The following is a 17961-nucleotide window of genomic DNA, read 5'->3' as shown; positions in this document are numbered from 1 at the left end:
AACGCAACGGCGAAAGAGTAAACATAATACTCAGGCATAGGTTGCCTGCAGGTCCGAGGCCGAAACGAAAAAAAGGCCGCCTCCTGCGGCGGGGGCGGCCTTGGCGGATCGGGAGGAGATCCGCAGCTCCGGGGGAGGGGGACACCGGAGACGATGGCTTCTGCGAGCCAATCGCCCTGGGGTGGGGCGACAGGTGAAAACTATCCCGGGTTCGAAATTGCCGAAACTACACTTAGGTATCGGGTGGACTGTACCAGCAGCCGATTTCTCCCGAGCCATCCTTCTTTCTATCCTCGGTGCCGATCAGACAGCCGCAACAGGGGCGCTCAACAACGGGCGGTCGATTGCAAAAGGAGAACGATCATGGACACGACCACAGCCGCCAAAAACCGCAAGCTTCCACTCGCAACGCCGACCGACCTTGGCGCTGAAGCGAGCCGCGACATCGCCGCTGCGCTGACCGCGCTGCTGGCGGATGTCTTCACGCTCTACATCAAGACCAAGAATTTCCACTGGCATGTTTCCGGTCCGCATTTCCGTGATTATCACACGCTGCTGGACGAACAGGGCGCCCAGATCTTTGCGATGACCGACGACATTGCCGAAAGGGCGCGCAAGATCGGCGGCACGACCATCCGCTCCATCGGCCATATCGGCCGCCTCCAGCGTCTCCTTGATAATGACGCCGACTTCGTCACGCCGGAGGATATGCTTGCCGAACTGCGTGAGGACAACAAGCAGCTTACCGCCATCCTGCGGCAAACGCACAGCCTCACCTCCGACCTCAACGACCACGCCACCACCAGCCTGATCGAAAACTGGATCGACGAGACCGAGCGCCGCACCTGGTTCCTGTTTGAAACCACCCGCCGCGCCCGCTGAAACCAGGCAGGAAACCGAAATGACCGACAATCCTATCGAGCTCGCAATTTCCAGACGGCATGTTCTGCTGGCCGGCGCCGCTCTTTCCACCGCGATGGCCATGCCATCAACAGCCTTTTCAAAATCCATCCCATCCCGCAACGAAGGAGCATTTCCAATGACCGGATCATTCGTAAAGACCAAGGACGGCGTCGATATCTATTTCAAGGACTGGGGTCCGAAGGATGCCCAGCCGATCGTCTTCCATCACGGCTGGCCTTTGTCCTCCGACGACTGGGACGCGCAGATGCTGTTCTTCGCCCAGAACGGTTACCGCGTCGTGGCCCATGACCGTCGCGGCCACGGCCGTTCCCAGCAGGTGAGCGACGGCCACGACATGGATCATTATGCCGCCGATGCATCCGCCGTTGCCGAACATCTCGATCTCAGGAATGCGGTTCACATTGGCCACTCGACCGGCGGCGGAGAGGTCGCGCGTTACGTCGCCAAATTCGGCGAACCGCAGGGCCGCGTTGCCAAGGCCGTGCTCGTCTCCGCCGTTCCGCCGCTGATGCTGAAGACGCCTTCCAATCCCGACGGCCTGCCGATCGAAGTCTTCGACAGCTTCCGCAAGGGCGTGGCCGAAAACCGCGCGCAGTTCTTCCTCGACGTGCCGACCGGTCCGTTCTACGGCTTCAACCGTCCGGATGCCAAAGTCTATCCCGGTGTCATCCAGAACTGGTGGCGTCAGGGCATGATGGGTAGCGCCAAGGCCCATTATGACGGCGTCAAGGCCTTCTCGGAAACCGATCAGACGGAAGACCTGAAGGCGATCACGGTGCCGACGCTCGTTCTCCACGGCGATGACGACCAGGTCGTGCCGATCGCAGATTCTGCCGAATTGTCGGTCAAACTGCTGAAGAATGGTACGCTGAAGGTGTATAAGGGGTATCCGCACGGCATGCTGACCACCCATGCCGATGTCATCAATCCGGATCTGCTGGCCTTTGTGAAGAGCTGATCACCGGAAACGGCCGCCGCCGGAAAAAGCGGATGGCGGCCAATTTCTCGCGCGGAAGGAGATTCCGATGCCGTTCAAACCATCTTATGAAGACCTTGCCCTTCGTGACGGCATCGCAAGCCTGCCCGAGATGGAGGATATTCAGCTGGAGCTTCCTCTGTCCCCGCAGGCCGAGGCGGAAAACCGGATCGACGCGAACCCGGAGCCGTCGAGCGACGAAACGAAATTTCAGGACTGATCGATGCGATCGCCGTCCTCGACGGTAGCTTATTGTATCAGCAACCAGTCTGACTACATCGAGGTACCGTTTTCGGTTTCGGTGGAAAACTCTCGACACAACGCTTCTCCATCAAGTGACGCAATATCGTTATTCATGATGGAGATCCGAGATGACCAACGCAGTGTCGCTTCTGTCGATCCGCAGGGTTTTGAATGAGTTCTGCGCAGAGAACCGCCTGCCGATCGGCTGCTCGATAGCCGTTGACGCCGCAAAATACCTGATCAGGATCGCCTCCACGGACGCCGTGTCCGGATCAATGCTGCGATCTGCGCTGGATCAGTGGATGGCGGAACGTGTCGCGGTTGCGGCCTGAAATCTCCTGGCCTCAGATACGGAAAAAGCCGTTCCTCGACTGGTGTCGAGCGACGGCTTTTTTGGTGCAGAAACGCCCAAGCGTTAAATCGGACAGCAACACGAGGATGTGGTGAAGCGCGGTCCGGGAACCGCGCTTCCAGAATGACGTCTCTCAGCGCAGCTTTCTGAAAGCGTCACGAAGCTCTCTTGAGAAAATCCCGGGCTGCTCCCAGGCGGCGAAATGTCCGCCATGATCGACCTGATGATAATAGGTCAGCGATGGATAGGCCTGCCTGCTCCAGCTCTCCGGCGCCTGATAGATTTCCTTCGGGAAAACGGTGATGCCGACGGGGATCTTGATGTCCCTGGTCTTCTGGGCGTCCGCGCTGAAGTTGTTGTTGTTGTTTTCCCAATAGAAGCGTGCGCCGGACGCGCCGCTGTTGGTCAACCAGTAGAGAGTGATGTCGTTGAGCATTTCATCCCTGGAAAGCACGCTTTCGGGCTCGCCATTGCTGTCGCTCCATTGCGCGAATTTCTCGTAGATGAAGGATGCAAGACCGACAGGTGAATCCGACAGGGAATAGCCGATCGTCTGCGGTCTTGTGACCATCATTGCGCCATAGGCAGCGTTCCTGCCGAAAAACTCTTTGAGCGAGTCATAGGCATTTCGTTCCTGCGCAGACAGGTCCGCAGGGGCCGGATCACCGCTGTTGATGCCCTTCATGAGCGCGCCGGGAACGGCGGCCGGCATATTGAGATGGATGCCGAGCAGACCCTTTGGCGCCTGCCGGGCAAGCGCATCGGAAATGACCGAACCATGATCGCCGCCCTGGGAAACATAACGCGTGTAGCCGAGGCGCTTCACAAGGGTGTCCCAGGCGCGCGCAACACGGTCCGGTCCCCAGCCCAGATCGGTCGGATGGCCTGAAAAACCATAGCCGGGGATGGAGGGAATGATCACGTCGAACGCGTCTTCGGCTTTGCCGCCATAAGCGGTCGGGTCCGTCAACGGGCCGATGACTTTTGTGAACTCGAAGATTGAACCCGGCCAGCCGTGGGTGAGGATGACAGGCAAGGCGTTGGGATGGCGTGAGCGGACATGAATGAAGTGGATGTCGACGCCGTCGACCCTGGTGATGAACTGCGGCAAGGCGTTGAGTTCTTTCTCGGCATTTCGCCAGTCATAGTCGCTGCCCCAGTATCGGACGAGATCCTGAACCCGCGCCAGCTGGATGCCCTGGGAAATATCGTCAACGGTTTCCTTATCCGGCCAGCGCGCATTCCTGATCCTCGCCTTGAGGTCGTCAATCCGTGACTGATCGACATGAACCTGGAACGGCCGAATGCTGTCGTCGGCAGAGGCGGTTTCGGATTGGGGTGGTTTGACAGTCTCAACTGCCAAGGCAGGGGTGAAGGCCATCAACACGGTCATTGCAGACCCAAGGACAATCGCGGTGTTGTTTCCGCCTTTTGCAGGGTGAAGGACGTCGGTCATATTTCTCTCCATATCGATGTGTTTCGCGACCATTTCGCGTCCGAAACAGGTAGATGTTGATCGTATCCCGGCTGTTTCTTTCGACCTGCTGTTGCGTCACCAAACGTCGGTTTTCGCACGGCTGACACTTCTGGATACAAAGTCGGCCTGAAGCAGAACGGAGAGTGCGCCGGGATCGGCGCTGCGTTACGGGGTGAGAACGGCTCGCGGTTCGAGCATGCCGTCGAGACCGAAGGCACCGATCTCCCTGCCGATACCGGATTGCCTGAAACCGCCGAAGGGGGCGCGAGGATCGTGCGGTGCGCCGTTGATGACGACGCGGCCGGCCATCAGCCTTGCGGCTATGTGTTCGGCACGTCTGAGGTCGGATCCAAGCACATAGGCCTGCAATCCGTAATCGCTATCATTGGCGATCTCGACGGCCTCATCTTCGTCCTCATAGGCGAGAAGACACAGGACGGGACCAAAGATTTCTTCGCGGGCGATGCGCATCTCGTTCGTGACATTTGCGAAAATTGTCGGGCGGGCGAACCATCCTTTTTCAATTCCGTCCGGCCGTCCGGTTCCGCCTGTCAGCAGGGTCGCTCCTTCTTCGACACCAAGCCGGATGTAAGTCTGGATCCTCTCCCACTGGGCAAGGCTGGCGAGAGGGCCTATCCGAACCTCCGGATCACGGGGATCGCCAACTTTGAATTTTTCAGTCGCCGTCCTCAACCGCTCGGCAATCTCGGGGAGACGGGACCGCGGAGCCAGAATGCGGGTACCCGCGACGCAGGCCTGGCCGCTGTTTGCAAAGCCAGACATCAGGGCGACTGGTATGGCCTTGTCGAGGTCGGCATCCGGCAGGATAATGGTGGGTGCTTTTCCGCCCAGCTCCAGAACCACTCTTTTCATGCCGTCGATCGCCGCGCGTTGAATGATCTTTGCAGCTTGGGTGGAGCCGGTGAAACTGATGGTCGCAACGTCGGGATCCTGCGTCAGTGCCGCGCCGACCACCGGACCCGTGCCGTTGACAACGTTGAAAACCCCTGCCGGCAGGCCGGCCTGATGCAGTCTTCGCACGAGAATATCCGTCTGAAACGCACTCTGTTCGGCCGGTTTGATGACGAGGGACGAGCCGGAACCGATTGCATGCGCAAGCTTGGTGGCGATAAAACCGAAATTGCTGTTCCAGGGCGTGATGGCGGCGAGAACGCCGCGCGGCAGCATCGTGACCGTGCTTTTACCCACGACCCGGTCAAAGTCGTAGTTCGCCACGGTCTCAGCCATAACATCAAAAATCGACGCTGCGTTTTGAACGGAGAAAGCCGTGAAATAAGCGGGCGCGCCGTATTCTTCGGTCATGGCCTGCGTGAGTTCATCCGGCCGCTCTGCGATCGCATCACGCAGGCTGCGCAGCATATCGATACGTTGCGCCTTGGTGGATGTTGCCATGGCGGGAAAAGCGCGTTTCGCGGCTGCCACTGCGGCCCTTGCATCATCAGCGTTGCCAAGCCTGACATCGCCGATTTTTTCTTCCGTTGCCGGATTGAAAAGGTCCAGCCGTTCATTGCCGTCTGGCGCTACAAATTCACCGTCGACATAGATGTGTTCAATTGATCGCATTGATCTGGCCTCGTTTAAGATGGTTGGAAATCCCGCTCGTCTGGCCGCAGTGGAACGCGCTGGAAGCGCGCCGCATGGGGCGCAGGCAGGCTTCCTTCAGTTGATCAGAGGGGTAGGAAGAAGTGGAAACGCGAAAACGGCTGCGGCGGGCGCCGAGCCGTTCCCTTGTGGTCACATCGATGAGACCGCGCCCAGAAGTCCCGCAAGCGGCGTGGGCTCGTCGGACGTAACATCATATACGCACGGTGCTGCGAATATCGCCGCAAACACGATGGCGATGACAAGCGCACGGACGGAAACAATCGGCTTAAGCGAGCTTGAGCGTAACATCGATGTTCCCCCTGGTTGCCTTCGAATAGGGGCAGATCTGGTGGGCATCCTCGATGATCGCCTGTGCCACGGCACGATCGATCCCGGGCAGGCTGACCGAGAGGCGAGCCTGCAGAAAGAACTCGCCGCCCGTCGTGCCGAGGTCGACTTCCGCATCGACGGCGGTGTCGGCTGGAAGCCGGAGCTGGCGTTTCCCCGCCGCCTTTGTCATGGCGCCGATGAAACATGCCGACCAGCCGGCCGCAAAAAGCTGTTCGGGATTCGTGCCCGGCTTTCCGCTGCCCGGAGGCGAGAGCTTGATGCCCAGCGCACCATCATCGCTTTGGGCCGATCCGTCACGCCCGCCGGTCGTGTGGGTCTTGCCGGTATAAAGAACAGTCTCGATCTTGGTCATGGGAGGCTCCTTTCATTTGCCGCTGCTGCGGCGTTTCGTGATAGGAGCTTTGTGATGGAGCAGCGTATCCGGCATGTTTCCGGAAACTGCGAAACTGTATCGAAAAGTATCGGCGCTTTGGCACCGGTTGTCGCCGACCCGCATCCCTGTCAGGGAAAGGCCACCTCGGCCGCAAGCCCGCCGCCCTGCCTGTTATAGAGGCGAACCGAGCCGCCGATCGTTCCGGCGAGCTGCTGCGCGATCGCCAGTCCGAGACCTGTTCCGCCCGTGTCGCGGTTTCTGGATGTTTCAATCCGGAAAAAGGGCTGCATGGCATTTTGCAGCATCTCGTCAGGGATGCCCGGCCCCCGATCGAGCACCGTGATGATCACGGTGCCTTCAGGACGCCGGTCCACTTTAATTTCGGCGCTGCCGGCGAATTTGAGGGCGTTATCTATGAAGTTCGTCAGGATTCTTCGCAATGCATGTGGCTTTGTCGACGCTGTGCCGCGCACCATGCCGGCAACCGTGACGGCTTTTCCTGTATCCTGATAGTCGTAGGCGATGCTGTCGATGAAAGAGGCCAGATCGATACGGGAGGATTTCTCGCCATTGCCGTGAGCGCTGCGTGCGTAAGCGATCCCATCCTGCACCAGACGTTCGATTTCACGCAGGTCGCTGACCAGCTTTTCCTTTTCCGGCGTATCGTCTGCCATATCAGCCCGCAACCGCATCCGGGTGATGGGCGTCTGCAGGTCGTGCGAGATCGCTGCAAGAATCTGGACGCGCTCCTCGAGATATTGCGCGACGCGATCACGCATGGCGTTGAACGCGCGGGCGGCGTGGGCAACTTCGCTTGGGCCGCTCTCACTCATCGGCAACCCCTTTTCCCCCGGATCCAGCGCTTCGGCTGCCGCAGCAAGCGCGCTGAGCGGTCTGGTCGTCTGTCGCACCGCAAACCAGGTGCAGAGGAGGAGAAGCGCCATCTGCGCGGCGAAGACATATGGCAGCCACTCCGCCAGGGGCATCACGCCGCGCGGTGTCACGTCGATTGTCAACGGCGAGCCGTCCGATAACGTCAGATGCGCCTGAAGTCGCTTGCCGTCGCCGGGAATAGATTCGACCTTGACGGGAAAACGGTGTCCCGCGGCCTCCTCGATCCTCTGCGCAATTTCAGCGCCGCGGCCGGTCATGTCGGAAACGCCGGGAAGACCGGGGCCGAGGACGAGTTGATAATTGCTGCGGCTCAGGCGATGGACCCATTGCGGCCGCTCTTCCGCAGGCAGGCGGTCGATGATGGCGATCGATACCGCCAGATCCTGCTCCAGAGTGCCGAGCATGACCGCCTTTGCCGACATGTATCGTTCGGCAAAGAGGATGCTGAACGACAGGCTGTAGGCGATGGCGAGACCGGCAAACAGGATGAGGAAAAGTCTGGACCGCAACGAGCGCGGCCACCAGCCGGTGAGCAGGCGCGAGCCGTTCATATCCTCGGCTCCGAAATCTCCACGGGCACCGCAAAGACATAACCCTCCGCCCGTACCGTCTTGATGTAGATGGGTTCGCGCGCGTCATCCCCCAGCCGCTGGCGCACGCGGCTCACGAGAAGATCAATCGACCGGTCGAAAAGTTCGGCATCGCGTCCCTGGGTGAGATTTAACAGCTGGTCCCGGTTGAGGACGCGCTGGGGATGATCGATGAAGACCCTGAGGAGCCGGTATTCGGCCCCGCTCAAGGCAACGGTCGTGCCCTCCCTGTCGAGCAGGTGACGGCCCACCGTGTCGAGGCGCCAGTCACCAAAGGTCAGGAGCTGCCCGGCCTCGCTGATCTGCAGATTGGGAGGCAGCATCCGCGTGCGGCGCAGGATGGCCTTGATCCGCGCAAGAAGCTCACGGGCAGCGAAGGGCTTCGACAGATAGTCGTCGGCTCCCATTTCGAGCCCGATAATGCGATCCATCTCGTCATCGCGGGCGGTCAGCATCAAGACCGGCGTGGCTTTGTGTTTCCCCGCCCGCAGCTCACGGCATAAAACTAGCCCGTCATCACCAGGCATCATCACGTCGAGCACGATGAGATCGACGGTATTGCCGTCGAGAAAACTTCTCATCTGCCGTCCATCGGCTGCCACGCTCGTGCGCAGGCCGTTCTTCTTCAGGTAGCTGGAGACCAGTTCCCGGATTTCCCTGTCGTCGTCCACGACGAGAATATGGTCGATATGTTCCATTGGATGCCTTCGTCGTCCGGACGGTTCGAGTGGCCCGCTACCGCGTCCCCTGCGTCACATGCAGTAAGACAACGGTTTGCGGGCTTCGGCAAGTTTAAAGCTTTACGACGTCCAGAACAGCCCTGGCAAAAGCCTCGGGCGCTTCCTGCGGCAGGTTGTGGCCGATGCCGCCGCTGATGTTGCGATGCTGGTACTTGCCGGAAAACTTCGATGCGTAGGCGGAAGGATCCGGATGCGGCGCGCCGTTGGCGTCGCCTTCCAGCGTTATCGTCGGCACGGTGATGACGGGAAGTTTCGCAAGCTGGCGCTCGTAATTATCGTACTTGGCTTCCCCGTCTGCCAGTGCAAGCCGCCAGCGGTAGTTATGGATGGTGATGGCCACATGGTCGGGATTGTCGAATGCGGGGGCCGAACGATTGAAGGTCTCGTCGCTGAATTTCCAGGTCGGAGATGCCGTCTGCCAGATCAGGCGCACGAAGTCGCGGGTGTTGGCGGCATAGCCCGCACGGCCGCGTTCCGTCGCGAAATAGAACTGATACCACCAGGAGAGTTCCGCCTTGGGCGGAAGCGGCTTCCTGTTGATCTCCTGGCTGCCGATAAGATAGCCGCTGACCGATACGAGCCCGGTGCAACGTTCGGGCCAGAGTGCGGCCATGATGTCGGCGGTGCGAGCGCCCCAGTCATAACCGGCCACGACGGCCTGTTTGACGCCGAGCGCGTCGAGAAAGGCGATCATGTCGACCGCAAGCGCCGCCTGCTGTCCGTTGCGTGCCGTGTCGTCCGAGAGAAAACGGGTCGTGCCATATCCGCGCAGATAGGGGATGAGTACCCGATATCCAGCCGATGCAAGGATGGGCGCGACATCGACATAGCTGTAGATGTCATAAGGCCATCCGTGCAGCAGCAGCACGACCGGGCCGTCTGCGGGGCCGGATTCTGCATAACCGACGCTGAGTACGCCCGCTTCAACCTGCTTCAGGGTGCCAAAGGAGGTGGCTCCGTCGCGTCCGGTTGACGGCTGAGGCGAAGGCGCTTCGCCCTTGGCATGAGCAAGGCCTGCGGCCCCGAATTCGACGGCGGCAACCGTCATTGCGGCAATGCCGAAGAAGCGGCGGCGCTGGAAATTGATCTCGGAATTCATTGCTGTCTCTCCTGTCCATGTTGGATGCGGGCAGGTAACGCGGTGCGTGTATCCTCGATGTGTCCCAAGGGGGACGAATGTGAATGGTTTTGTAGCAGGGGGGCATTCCGGATACAGACTGATACATTCGGTCAGCCCTCCGGACGCAATCAGCCGCCCCGGTGTCTGGGGCGGCTGTGTTGGACTTCGAGGCGGGCGCGGTTTATTTCGCGGATTGTCGGGCGGCCTGTTCGATGACGTCTGCGACCTTTTCGGGCTGGGAGGCGAAGACCGCATGGCTTGCCGCGATCTCGGTCACCGCACTGCCGGCGCGCTTGGCCATCTCGCGCTCGAGATCGGGGTTGATCGACCGGTCCTGCGTTGCGACAATCGACCAGCTTTTCCTGGTTTTCCAGGCGGGCTCGCCGGCTTTGGCGGCAAAGGCGGCCTTGGCGGCGAAGACCTGACTTCTTGCCATGAAGGCCGCTTCCTCACGCGGCAGATCGCCGGCGAAATCTTGTCCAAAGACGGCGGGATCGAGATAAAGGAACGCGCCATCCTTCGTCGGCTTGATGCCGTTGCCGGCCGGCGGTTTCGAGCCGGCGAGGTCGAGAAGGCTCTCTCCCTTCTCCGGCTGGAAGGCGGCGACATAGACCAGCCCGGCCACATCCGGCCGGTTACCCGCTTCCGAGATCACCATTCCGCTGTAGCTGTGCCCGACAAGCAGGCTCGGCCCCTGCTGGAGATCGAGAACACGGTTGGTGGCCGCCACGTCATCGGCAAGAGAGGTGATGGGCTCCTGCACGATCGTGACGTTGAAACCACGGCTTTCAAGGATCTCTGTCGCCCGGCGCCATGCCGAACCATCGGCCAGCGCGCCATGGACTATGACGATATTCTTCACCTCTGCCGCCTGTGCGGCAAAAGCGATCAGTGCGGTTGCGATGGCAATCGCGAATTTTGGCATGAGACGATGGTGCATCATATTTCTCCTTTGGTTTTGATGGGGGGCGAAAATCCGGGTCAGCCGAAAGTGAAGGCATAGGCCTGCACGCCGGGGTCGAGGAAGCGGATGGCAAAGGTTCTCGCTTCGACGGCGCCGGACTGGCGGACGAGCTGGTAAAGACGGGTTGAGGTGACGACGCCATTGCCCTCGGCATCCGTGTCGGCGCCATGATCCGCACCCGGCGGATGCCCGTCGATGGTGACCTGGAAACGAACCGGTTTTCCGGCTGCATCCGGCCCAAGGACCAGATGCAGGTCACGGGCGCTGAAGCGATAGGTGATGCCGCCATCAGCCGCATCAAGTGTTGCCGCCTCCGCGCCAACCGTCCAGGTGCCGGAAAGTCCCCATTCGTTGAGGGAAGGCGTCTTGACGGAGTAGTCGCGCGGCGTGTCTGCACGCATCGCCTCGTTGGATGCGAAGCTGCGAGCCTGCCGGTAGCCTATATAGGTTTCGCCCGAGCGCATGTGCCCGATATCCGCACCGGCTTCGGCTCCTTTCGCCTCCGGGCTCACCGGCGCGCTGGCGGAGGCGCTGCTGCCGGCCTCGCGCAGCAGGTCCTGGATCGCCTCTTCGGTCTGCCGGTAATTGCCCTCGCCGAAATGGTGGTAACGGATCTGGCCCCTGGCATCGATCAGGTAATGCGCCGGCCAATAGCTGTTATCAAAGGCGCGCCAGATCCTGTAGTCATTGTCGATTGCCACCGGGTAATCGATCTTGAAGCCGGCGACGGCCTGTCTGACATTGTCGATCTTCTTTTCAAAGGCGAATTCGGGGGCGTGAACGCCGATGACGACGAGGCCCTGATCCCGGTATTTGTCCGCCCAGGCACGCACATAGGGAATGGTGCGGATGCAGTTGATGCAGGAATAGGTCCAGAAGTCGATGAGCACCACCTTGCCACGCAATTGTTCCCGCGTGAGCGGCGGGGAGTTGAGCCACTGGACGGCGCCATCGAGGGATGGGGCCTTGCCCTCAACCGGCAGCTCCGACCGGGCCGCGGCTGCGCTGCCGCCTGCCGCCGTTGCCGCTTCAGGCGCTTTGGCGGTGTGGAGCCGATCGAGCACCTGTTGTTCGAAGGATGCCGTGCTCGCATAGGAAATCTGCGACAGGAAACCCGTATCCAGCCCGAGCGCGATGACCGCGACGCCGGCAAGCACCGCCGCGCCAAGCACCTGCCGAATCCGCTCGCTGAAACCCAGAGACCGCTTCATGGCTGCAAATACCCTGCCGCCGACGAGGATGGCGACGGCAAGGGAGGTCGCAGCCCCGGCGGCATAGGCGGCAAGCAGCAGGCTGGTTTCCAGATTGGCCCCCTTCAGGGCCGCACCCGTCAGCACGAGCCCGAGGATCGGTCCGGCGCAGGGCGCCCATAAAAGGCCGGTGGCGATGCCGAGCATCAGGGAGCCCGCAACCGTCGGCATTGCCCCGGGCTTGCCGGCGGCATTGGCGAGCCGGTTGCCGAGTTCGACGACCGGACGGGTGATGATGCTGGCCGCACGGGGCGAGACCAGCCCGACGCCGAAGACCGCAAGCAGCGCAAGAGCCGCGAGCCGGCCATATTCATTGGCGCTGATTGCCCAGCTGCCGCCCACCGCGGCCAGCGTCGCGACGGCGCAAAAGGTTGCCGCCATTCCCGTAAGCAGGGGCAGCGTGCTGCGCAGGAACGGTTGCCCGGCCCGCGCAAAAACGAAGGGAAGGATGGGCAGGATACAGGGGCTGAGAATTGTCAGCGCCCCTCCGAGATAGGCAATGACCAGAAACGTCATCATCGTGTCCTTTCAGGCAGGAGTTCGGGGCTGCGGGCGGCGAAGGCGACCCGGCGATGGCGCCAATCTCCCGGCCCCACGTATCCCTGATGTGTCCGGGCTTCGGTGAATTTGTAATCGAGTGTAGAGGCCGCCGTCCGGCGAACAGTCGTGAAAGCGAAATCGCCCGAGCCCCGGCATCGGTTACGGTGCATATCGCGTGAAGACGAAATCATGGTCCTTGACGTTGCCCTCGTGGCAGGAGAGGCACGTCTCATGCTGGGCGGCATCCACCGGCTTGCCGTTGACAAACCGCCCGAAGCCCCAGCCGTGGCTGGCGGCATATTTCCTGGAGTCTTTCACCATCACCTGCACTGTGGTCGCCGCGCCCGGAATCGTGGCCGGCGGAAACTCCGTGGATTGCTGCCGCTTATAAGCGAGCTTCACCAGTATCGAGCCGTCGGGAAAGGGCAGGGTTCCGCTCTTGTAGGCGTCGACGGTGACATCGTTTGCCAGAACAGCGCGAAGCTCGTCCAGCGGCGGCGCTTCCTGCGCGGGCGCGATGAACTTCCAGTCACGATATCCTTCAGGAAGCGTGACACCATAGATGGGAGAAGCAAGTTCCGGCGGCGTGTCCGCTGAGTTCGAATAAACGGTTCCAAAACCTGCTGCCGCACCCGATATGGCGACGGCGAAGAAAATCTGCCTCTTCATGGGATATCCTGCCTGATCCGAAATAGATCAGGCAATGATCTGCCCTGCAGGTATCCGGCATGTTTCCTGAAACCCGCATTTATGTATCAGATCGTAGCGCTGCGCAGTGCCCCCGGGAGGCATGTCACGCTTAAAGGCCGGCGAGCACGCTCACGTCATCGTCTTTTGGAGCCTCCATCGCGACCCTTATCGCCTTCTGGATCTCGTCCTCTATTGCCTTTCTTTCGTCGGGCGGCATGGCGGCAAGGTCGCCTTCGGACAATCCCCGCGCCTCCAGATATTGGGCCCGGATTTTCTCGCCAAGGCTCATATTTGCCCAGCGGCTAAGCTCTTCCTCATCGGAGCCTGTGCCGCCGCCCTTAAGCGGCGTCTCGTCTATTCTGCCCTCTTGCCCCCGGAGTGACCAGAGTGCGTTGGCAAGATTGGAGGAGAGCGAAGGCGCGGCGCCCCCTCCGATCAACGATGCCGATAGTTCGGGTGCGGGATTCGGCACGGCTTGGGAAACGTCCTGTGGCCGCGGGCGTGTGTAAAGCGAAGCGGTGGAGCCAATTCGATCGATTGCAGACATGGTACATCTCCTTCGGTCGCAATCTGGTTCGGGTGGCTTGTGTCTGGCTGGTCATGCTGCTGCCTGCGTTCGGCGACCTCTCTTTGCCGACCACGAGCACATTTCTTTCGTCACCTCGCCGGCGGAAATGCGCAAAATCGTTCCGAAGCAACGAGAAGTCGTGAAACTTTTTGGAGCGCGGCGAGTTTGGTGAAGGAGCAATCAGCTCGCATGTCTCACTGCATATAATCGCCGCCACGCGGAGGATTGATCGTCCATTCGGAGGAGATCGCATGAATTCCATCATCTATCTAGTCGGCCTCGTCGTCGTCGTCCTGTTCATCCTCTCATTGTTGGGGCTACGCTGATGGTTGATCCAACGGGTATCGAAACGAATCCAAACCGCAGCTATGTGGACTGGCCAGCGATTTTCGCCGGTGCCGTCATTTCCTCGGGCGCCATGGCTATTCTCACCGCATTTGCGGGCGGCCTAGGCCTGAGTTCAATCTCGGCGGACAATGGTGGCGAGATCAGCACAGTCTGGCTCATCATAACCGCGCTCTTCGTCATCATTTCCATGGTCGGCTCCTACATGCTGGGTGGCTATATCGCCGGCCGCATGCGTCGGCCTGCCGGCGCTGCCGACAGGAACGAACTGACGGTCCGCGATGGTGTGAATGGCCTGGTCGTGTGGGGCCTCGGAACAGTCGTTTCGGCGTTCCTCGCGCTCGGCGTGCTGTCTGGTGGTGCCAAGGCTGTCGGCAGCGTGGCGCAGACCGCCGTTGAGGCAACGGGTTCCGCGGTCGGCGGCGCAGTACAAGGCGCCGGTCAACTGGCGGGTGGAATCATTTCCGGCGCTGGCAGTGCGGCAGGTGGTCTGGCGCAAGGCGCCGGTCAGGCTGCAGCACCCAGCATCGAACAAATGCTTCCGCAGGGCCTGAAAGCCAATCCAATCGACTATTTCACGGATAGTCTTTTGAGAACCGATGCGCCCGCCGCCCCTCTGACGGGTGACCAGAGCGCCGGAGACTATCAGCGCCAGATCAGCGGCATCCTCGGCAATCTTCTTGCAACCGGTGAGATATCCGATGCCGATAAGACATGGCTTTCCAACCAAGTCGCTGCCCGCACAAACATCAGCCAGACGGATGCGCAAACGCGCGTAAACCAGACGGTTGAACGCGTGCAGGCCGTCAGGGCGGAAGCGCAGAAGAAAGTCGATGAAGCGCAGAAGCAGGTAGAGACCGTGAAGACTGAGGCGCAGAAGGCGTTGGACGATGCTAAGGCCAAGGCTGCGGATGCCGCAGAAAAAGCGCGCGTCGCAGGCATTCTAACCGCGTTCCTGCTGGCCGCTTCCGCACTCGTTTCCGCTGCCGCTGCCTATATCGGCGCAGTACACGGTGGCCGCCACAGAGACGAAGGCCGTATCTGGGGTGGTCTTTCCTACCGCAAGTAATCAGAGCGACGGCAAGAAAAATCGTCTTTTCACAAATGTCCTGCCCGGACCAAATTCCGGGCGGGACTTTCGTTTTAGGTATCTGCCGTCACGGACAGGTTCAATCGCGACGTTGCAGCAAGGCAAGTGCGACCGTGGATGCCGCCAGGATCGCGGTCAGCGCCAGCGGCGCAGTGGCACCGTAGGAATCCACGATATAGCCGCCGACAACCGCCCCGATACTGATAGCCACCTGGAAAGAAACAACCATCAGGCTGCCTGCCGCCTCCAGCGCGTCGGGTGCGCCGCGGGAAAGGTTGGTCGGCAGCACCACGGGCGCCATGCCAAAGGCAAGGCCCCAGAGCGCGACGAGCGCGAATGCGGCGCTGCTATGAACACCCCATAGGACGAGGGCGATTGTTGCAAATGCCATCAGGGCGGCGGTAACGATGAGTGCGAGGCGGATGCTGGTGTCTGCCATGCGGCCCCCCAGCACGTTGCCGATCACGGAAGCAACGCCAAAGCCGAGCAGGGCAAGAGCAATCGGCGTGGTCTCAAGCAGCGTCACCTGTTCGAGGAACGGACGCACATAGACCGAACCGGCAAAATGCCCCGTCATCAGCAACAGGATGGCAAGCATCCCCAGCTGAACGCTGCGCCGCCGCGTCAGGCGGAAAACATCGGAAAGACTGTTGCTTGTACTTGCCGGCAGCGAGGGCAGGCTGAATATTTGTAGCAGCATGGCGATTTAGCATGTGGGGAGACGTCTTATTCCACTCGATCCACTCGAACTGTTCGATTTCGCGCAGGACCTCGCCATTCACCGGGATGTTCTTGCATGCTGCTTCAAGCTGCGCCTGAACCTCGTCGAGCATTTTCTCGGCCTTGTCTTGAGTTCCCTCTGTGTATTCAACATACCCGCGGATCAAGAGCGTGTGCGCGCACAAAAGCTGGATTACCGACGACCAATCGGCCAACGAACTGGACATTTTGAAACTCACTGTTTCGGATACCGTCCATTTACGTTGGCAAGCTTTATGATACGTTGCAGTCTAGGGTAATGGCTAGAAAAAGGCGGAGAATATCGGCTAGGAAAACAACCTCTCGGCCAAACCTACCGTGACTATCGCCAACCCGCATCTCGGCCGCTTTCGAAACATTGCGCGACCAAGCGGCGGTACTGGACCGTGTCGATCGCTCGGCATGCTTTCCATCTGTAATGGTGTGCACCTGCAGCAGCCTTGCTGCGCGGCCATTCATTGCGACGGGAGCCTGTTGTCTACTTAGCATGCGTCAATCGCAGCAAACTAGGCGCCTTCGCCCGGAACAATGTCCCGTGGCGATAGTTCATAAATAGCACGTTAAGGGTGTCAATAGGATGCTCGCGTTGTGTTTATCAGTCAGGCATTTAACGTCGAGTTTGGATGCGCGCCTTTGCTACTCGCTCCAAGCAAAGGCAGAATTCGCCATGATCGATACGATCGGCTTTGTTTACGAGTCTAACAAGTGGGTCTTCAGCAATATCCACCAACGAGAGTTCAATCACGAGTGCACAACGACGCGAACGTACGATCCGCTTTCCGGGGGCCTCTAGATCAGTCATGGCTTTTCGATCGCCTCTTAATATGCGCCGCATTATCAAGCGAATTGTAGAAATCTGTTCCGGGACCAATTGAGCCCGTGAGACCGCCCCTACACGGGGCGGCCAAGTCCGAATAAAATATGCGATTAGTAATCCCAAGGGGCAGGAACCCAACGATAAAGCTTTTCTGCAGCCGCTACCCTACCTAGCGAGGGAAAGGGCAAATGCGTCGAGACAAGCCATGAGCCCGTTTCTGCGAGCTCTTTCATCAGACGGAGGCGAACATTCGTCGCCTCTTCTGGGTCATGCTCGAAACCGTTGTGCCACTCGGGGTGGTCAAAGGAGACGGGAAACAGTGCGTCGCCACCAAACATAAGCTTGTCGCCATTTGACGAAATGCGGACAACACTATGGCCCGGAGTGTGGCCTCCCGTTTTCGTAACAACAACGCCAGGTGCAACCTCAACTTCCTGTTCGAAAGTACGTATGTTTTTCGCATATATGCTGAGGAAGTCCTTCGATGCACTGCGTGCGAGGTCGGCCAAATCAGGTGGCATGGCGGTGCGGGAAAAATCTGGATCCTTCCAGAAATCTGCTTCTGCCGTAGAGAGGTGAACACGGATCCCGTCTCCGAGGCGTTCCTTAACGCCGTTAACGAGTAACCCTCCAACGTGATCGAAGTGCATGTGTGTGAGAACTACATCGGTAACAGAATCGAAATCGACACCAGCTGCCTCAAGGCGGGAGACAAACTGACCAGCCCGAGGAAAATCGGGGTATTCTTCCCCCAAACCACTGTCGATGAGGATTGTCTGATCTTTGCTACGAACTACGACGGCGTTCAGCGCCCAATCAAACGCGACATGATCTAGGAAGCGTTCATCGAGCCACGCATTGCGTGTGGCAGGGTCGGCATTGGTTGCCATCGACTCGGCGGGAGGCGTCAAAATTCCATCGCTGATGATGATTACTTCAATGTCACCAACTTTAACTACATAGCGAGAAGGGACGATATCGCCAACGGCGCTTTGGTTTTCAGTCAGACTGAGGTTCATTCTTTGCTCCATTATCTCCGGATACATGGCTTTCGGGGCAGGGAGAATTGCCGCATTGCACGGGATGCTTTTGCCCGTTCGCCATGTGCTATTTGTAGTCCTTGCGCGGCAGGGATCGAGCTAAACATGAGTATGGGTTAGGGGGTGGCGGGTATTGTTCAGGTCCGCGCCGAAGATAATAGTCTATATGAAACAGAGGCTTGCTGTATTTTCTGACGCAGGAGATGAGGAAGCGTTCTCGTAACGATGCCCGTTGCAGTGCAACTTCACCTTG

General features: G+C 59.7%; 16 protein-coding genes and 1 pseudogene. 5 read left to right on the top strand and 12 right to left on the bottom strand.

The genetic code is table 11. From position 1 onward, the window contains the following. Window positions 1-363 precede the first annotated feature (363 nt). From MRBLRC7O_RS14510 to MRBLRC7O_RS14495, 4 genes are all read left to right on the top strand, one after another. On the top strand, window positions 364-882 hold the full coding sequence (locus tag MRBLRC7O_RS14510) for a Dps family protein (protein ID WP_060723817.1): 519 nt from the start codon (window positions 364-366) through the stop codon (window positions 880-882). Window positions 883-901: 19 nt separating this feature from the next. Then, window positions 902-1882, top strand: a complete 981-nt coding sequence (locus MRBLRC7O_RS14505; RefSeq protein ID WP_112354845.1) for an alpha/beta fold hydrolase — start codon at window positions 902-904, stop codon at window positions 1880-1882. A gap of 67 nt (window positions 1883-1949) precedes the next feature. Further along, window positions 1950-2120 carry a hypothetical protein gene (locus MRBLRC7O_RS14500; protein ID WP_003508313.1) on the top strand — a complete coding sequence of 57 codons (171 nt, stop codon included), beginning with the start codon at window positions 1950-1952 and terminating at the stop codon, window positions 2118-2120. Between the two features lie 151 nt (window positions 2121-2271). After that, window positions 2272-2475 carry a hypothetical protein gene (locus tag MRBLRC7O_RS14495; RefSeq protein WP_003508314.1) on the top strand — a complete coding sequence of 68 codons (204 nt, stop codon included), beginning with the start codon at window positions 2272-2274 and terminating at the stop codon, window positions 2473-2475. Window positions 2476-2628: 153 nt separating this feature from the next. Here MRBLRC7O_RS14495 and MRBLRC7O_RS14490 read toward each other — a convergent pair whose 3' ends face one another. The 10 genes from MRBLRC7O_RS14490 to MRBLRC7O_RS14445 all read right to left on the bottom strand — a co-directional run bounded on the left by MRBLRC7O_RS14490 (window position 2629) and on the right by MRBLRC7O_RS14445 (window position 13636). Further along, on the bottom strand, window positions 2629-3951 hold the full coding sequence (locus MRBLRC7O_RS14490) for an epoxide hydrolase family protein (protein WP_364653784.1): 1323 nt from the start codon (window positions 3949-3951) through the stop codon (window positions 2629-2631). A gap of 186 nt (window positions 3952-4137) precedes the next feature. Beyond that, window positions 4138-5556: an aldehyde dehydrogenase family protein gene (locus MRBLRC7O_RS14485; RefSeq protein WP_112354847.1), complete on the bottom strand. Its 1419-nt coding sequence runs from the start codon at window positions 5554-5556 to the stop codon at window positions 4138-4140. Between the two features lie 307 nt (window positions 5557-5863). Then, the gene (locus tag MRBLRC7O_RS14480) at window positions 5864-6280 is read right to left on the bottom strand and encodes an organic hydroperoxide resistance protein (protein ID WP_111797096.1); all 417 of its coding nucleotides are present in this window, start codon (window positions 6278-6280) and stop codon (window positions 5864-5866) included. A 149-nt stretch (window positions 6281-6429) separates the two neighbouring features. Continuing rightward, window positions 6430-7746, bottom strand: coding sequence for an ATP-binding protein (locus MRBLRC7O_RS14475; protein ID WP_111797097.1), 1317 nt, complete (start codon window positions 7744-7746; stop codon window positions 6430-6432). Then, window positions 7743-8483: a response regulator gene (locus MRBLRC7O_RS14470; protein WP_026372362.1), complete on the bottom strand. Its 741-nt coding sequence runs from the start codon at window positions 8481-8483 to the stop codon at window positions 7743-7745. Before MRBLRC7O_RS14470 ends, MRBLRC7O_RS14475 begins: the two co-directional genes overlap by 4 nt. A gap of 94 nt (window positions 8484-8577) precedes the next feature. Beyond that, window positions 8578-9624 carry an alpha/beta fold hydrolase gene (locus MRBLRC7O_RS14465; RefSeq protein ID WP_111797098.1) on the bottom strand — a complete coding sequence of 349 codons (1047 nt, stop codon included), beginning with the start codon at window positions 9622-9624 and terminating at the stop codon, window positions 8578-8580. Window positions 9625-9826: 202 nt separating this feature from the next. Continuing rightward, window positions 9827-10585 (bottom strand): alpha/beta hydrolase, encoded by a 759-nt coding sequence (locus MRBLRC7O_RS14460; RefSeq protein WP_111797099.1) that lies wholly within the window; start codon window positions 10583-10585, stop codon window positions 9827-9829. Window positions 10586-10626: 41 nt separating this feature from the next. Then, window positions 10627-12378 (bottom strand): cytochrome c biogenesis protein DipZ, encoded by a 1752-nt coding sequence (locus MRBLRC7O_RS14455; RefSeq protein ID WP_080866671.1) that lies wholly within the window; start codon window positions 12376-12378, stop codon window positions 10627-10629. Between the two features lie 180 nt (window positions 12379-12558). Further along, window positions 12559-13068 carry a cytochrome P460 family protein gene (locus MRBLRC7O_RS14450; protein ID WP_111797100.1) on the bottom strand — a complete coding sequence of 170 codons (510 nt, stop codon included), beginning with the start codon at window positions 13066-13068 and terminating at the stop codon, window positions 12559-12561. A 130-nt stretch (window positions 13069-13198) separates the two neighbouring features. Beyond that, window positions 13199-13636 carry a hypothetical protein gene (locus MRBLRC7O_RS14445; RefSeq protein WP_112354850.1) on the bottom strand — a complete coding sequence of 146 codons (438 nt, stop codon included), beginning with the start codon at window positions 13634-13636 and terminating at the stop codon, window positions 13199-13201. A 346-nt stretch (window positions 13637-13982) separates the two neighbouring features. Between MRBLRC7O_RS14445 and MRBLRC7O_RS14440 the strand changes: the two genes are divergently transcribed. Further along, window positions 13983-15071: a hypothetical protein gene (locus tag MRBLRC7O_RS14440; protein WP_112354851.1), complete on the top strand. Its 1089-nt coding sequence runs from the start codon at window positions 13983-13985 to the stop codon at window positions 15069-15071. Between the two features lie 100 nt (window positions 15072-15171). Here the strand turns inward: MRBLRC7O_RS14440 and MRBLRC7O_RS14435 are convergent. Then, a pseudogene (locus MRBLRC7O_RS14435) lies at window positions 15172-15798 on the bottom strand (MFS transporter); the annotation flags it as partial. Between the two features lie 980 nt (window positions 15799-16778). Then, window positions 16779-17687, bottom strand: a complete 909-nt coding sequence (locus MRBLRC7O_RS14430) for an MBL fold metallo-hydrolase (RefSeq protein WP_112354906.1) — start codon at window positions 17685-17687, stop codon at window positions 16779-16781. Between the last annotated feature and the right edge of the window lie 274 nt (window positions 17688-17961).

This window comes from Agrobacterium radiobacter, assembly GCF_040801995.1.
Classification (GTDB): Bacteria; Pseudomonadota; Alphaproteobacteria; order Rhizobiales; family Rhizobiaceae; genus Agrobacterium; species Agrobacterium radiobacter.
Note: the sequence above shows the minus strand (reverse complement) of the source record. Positions and strands in the feature narration are given on the sequence as shown.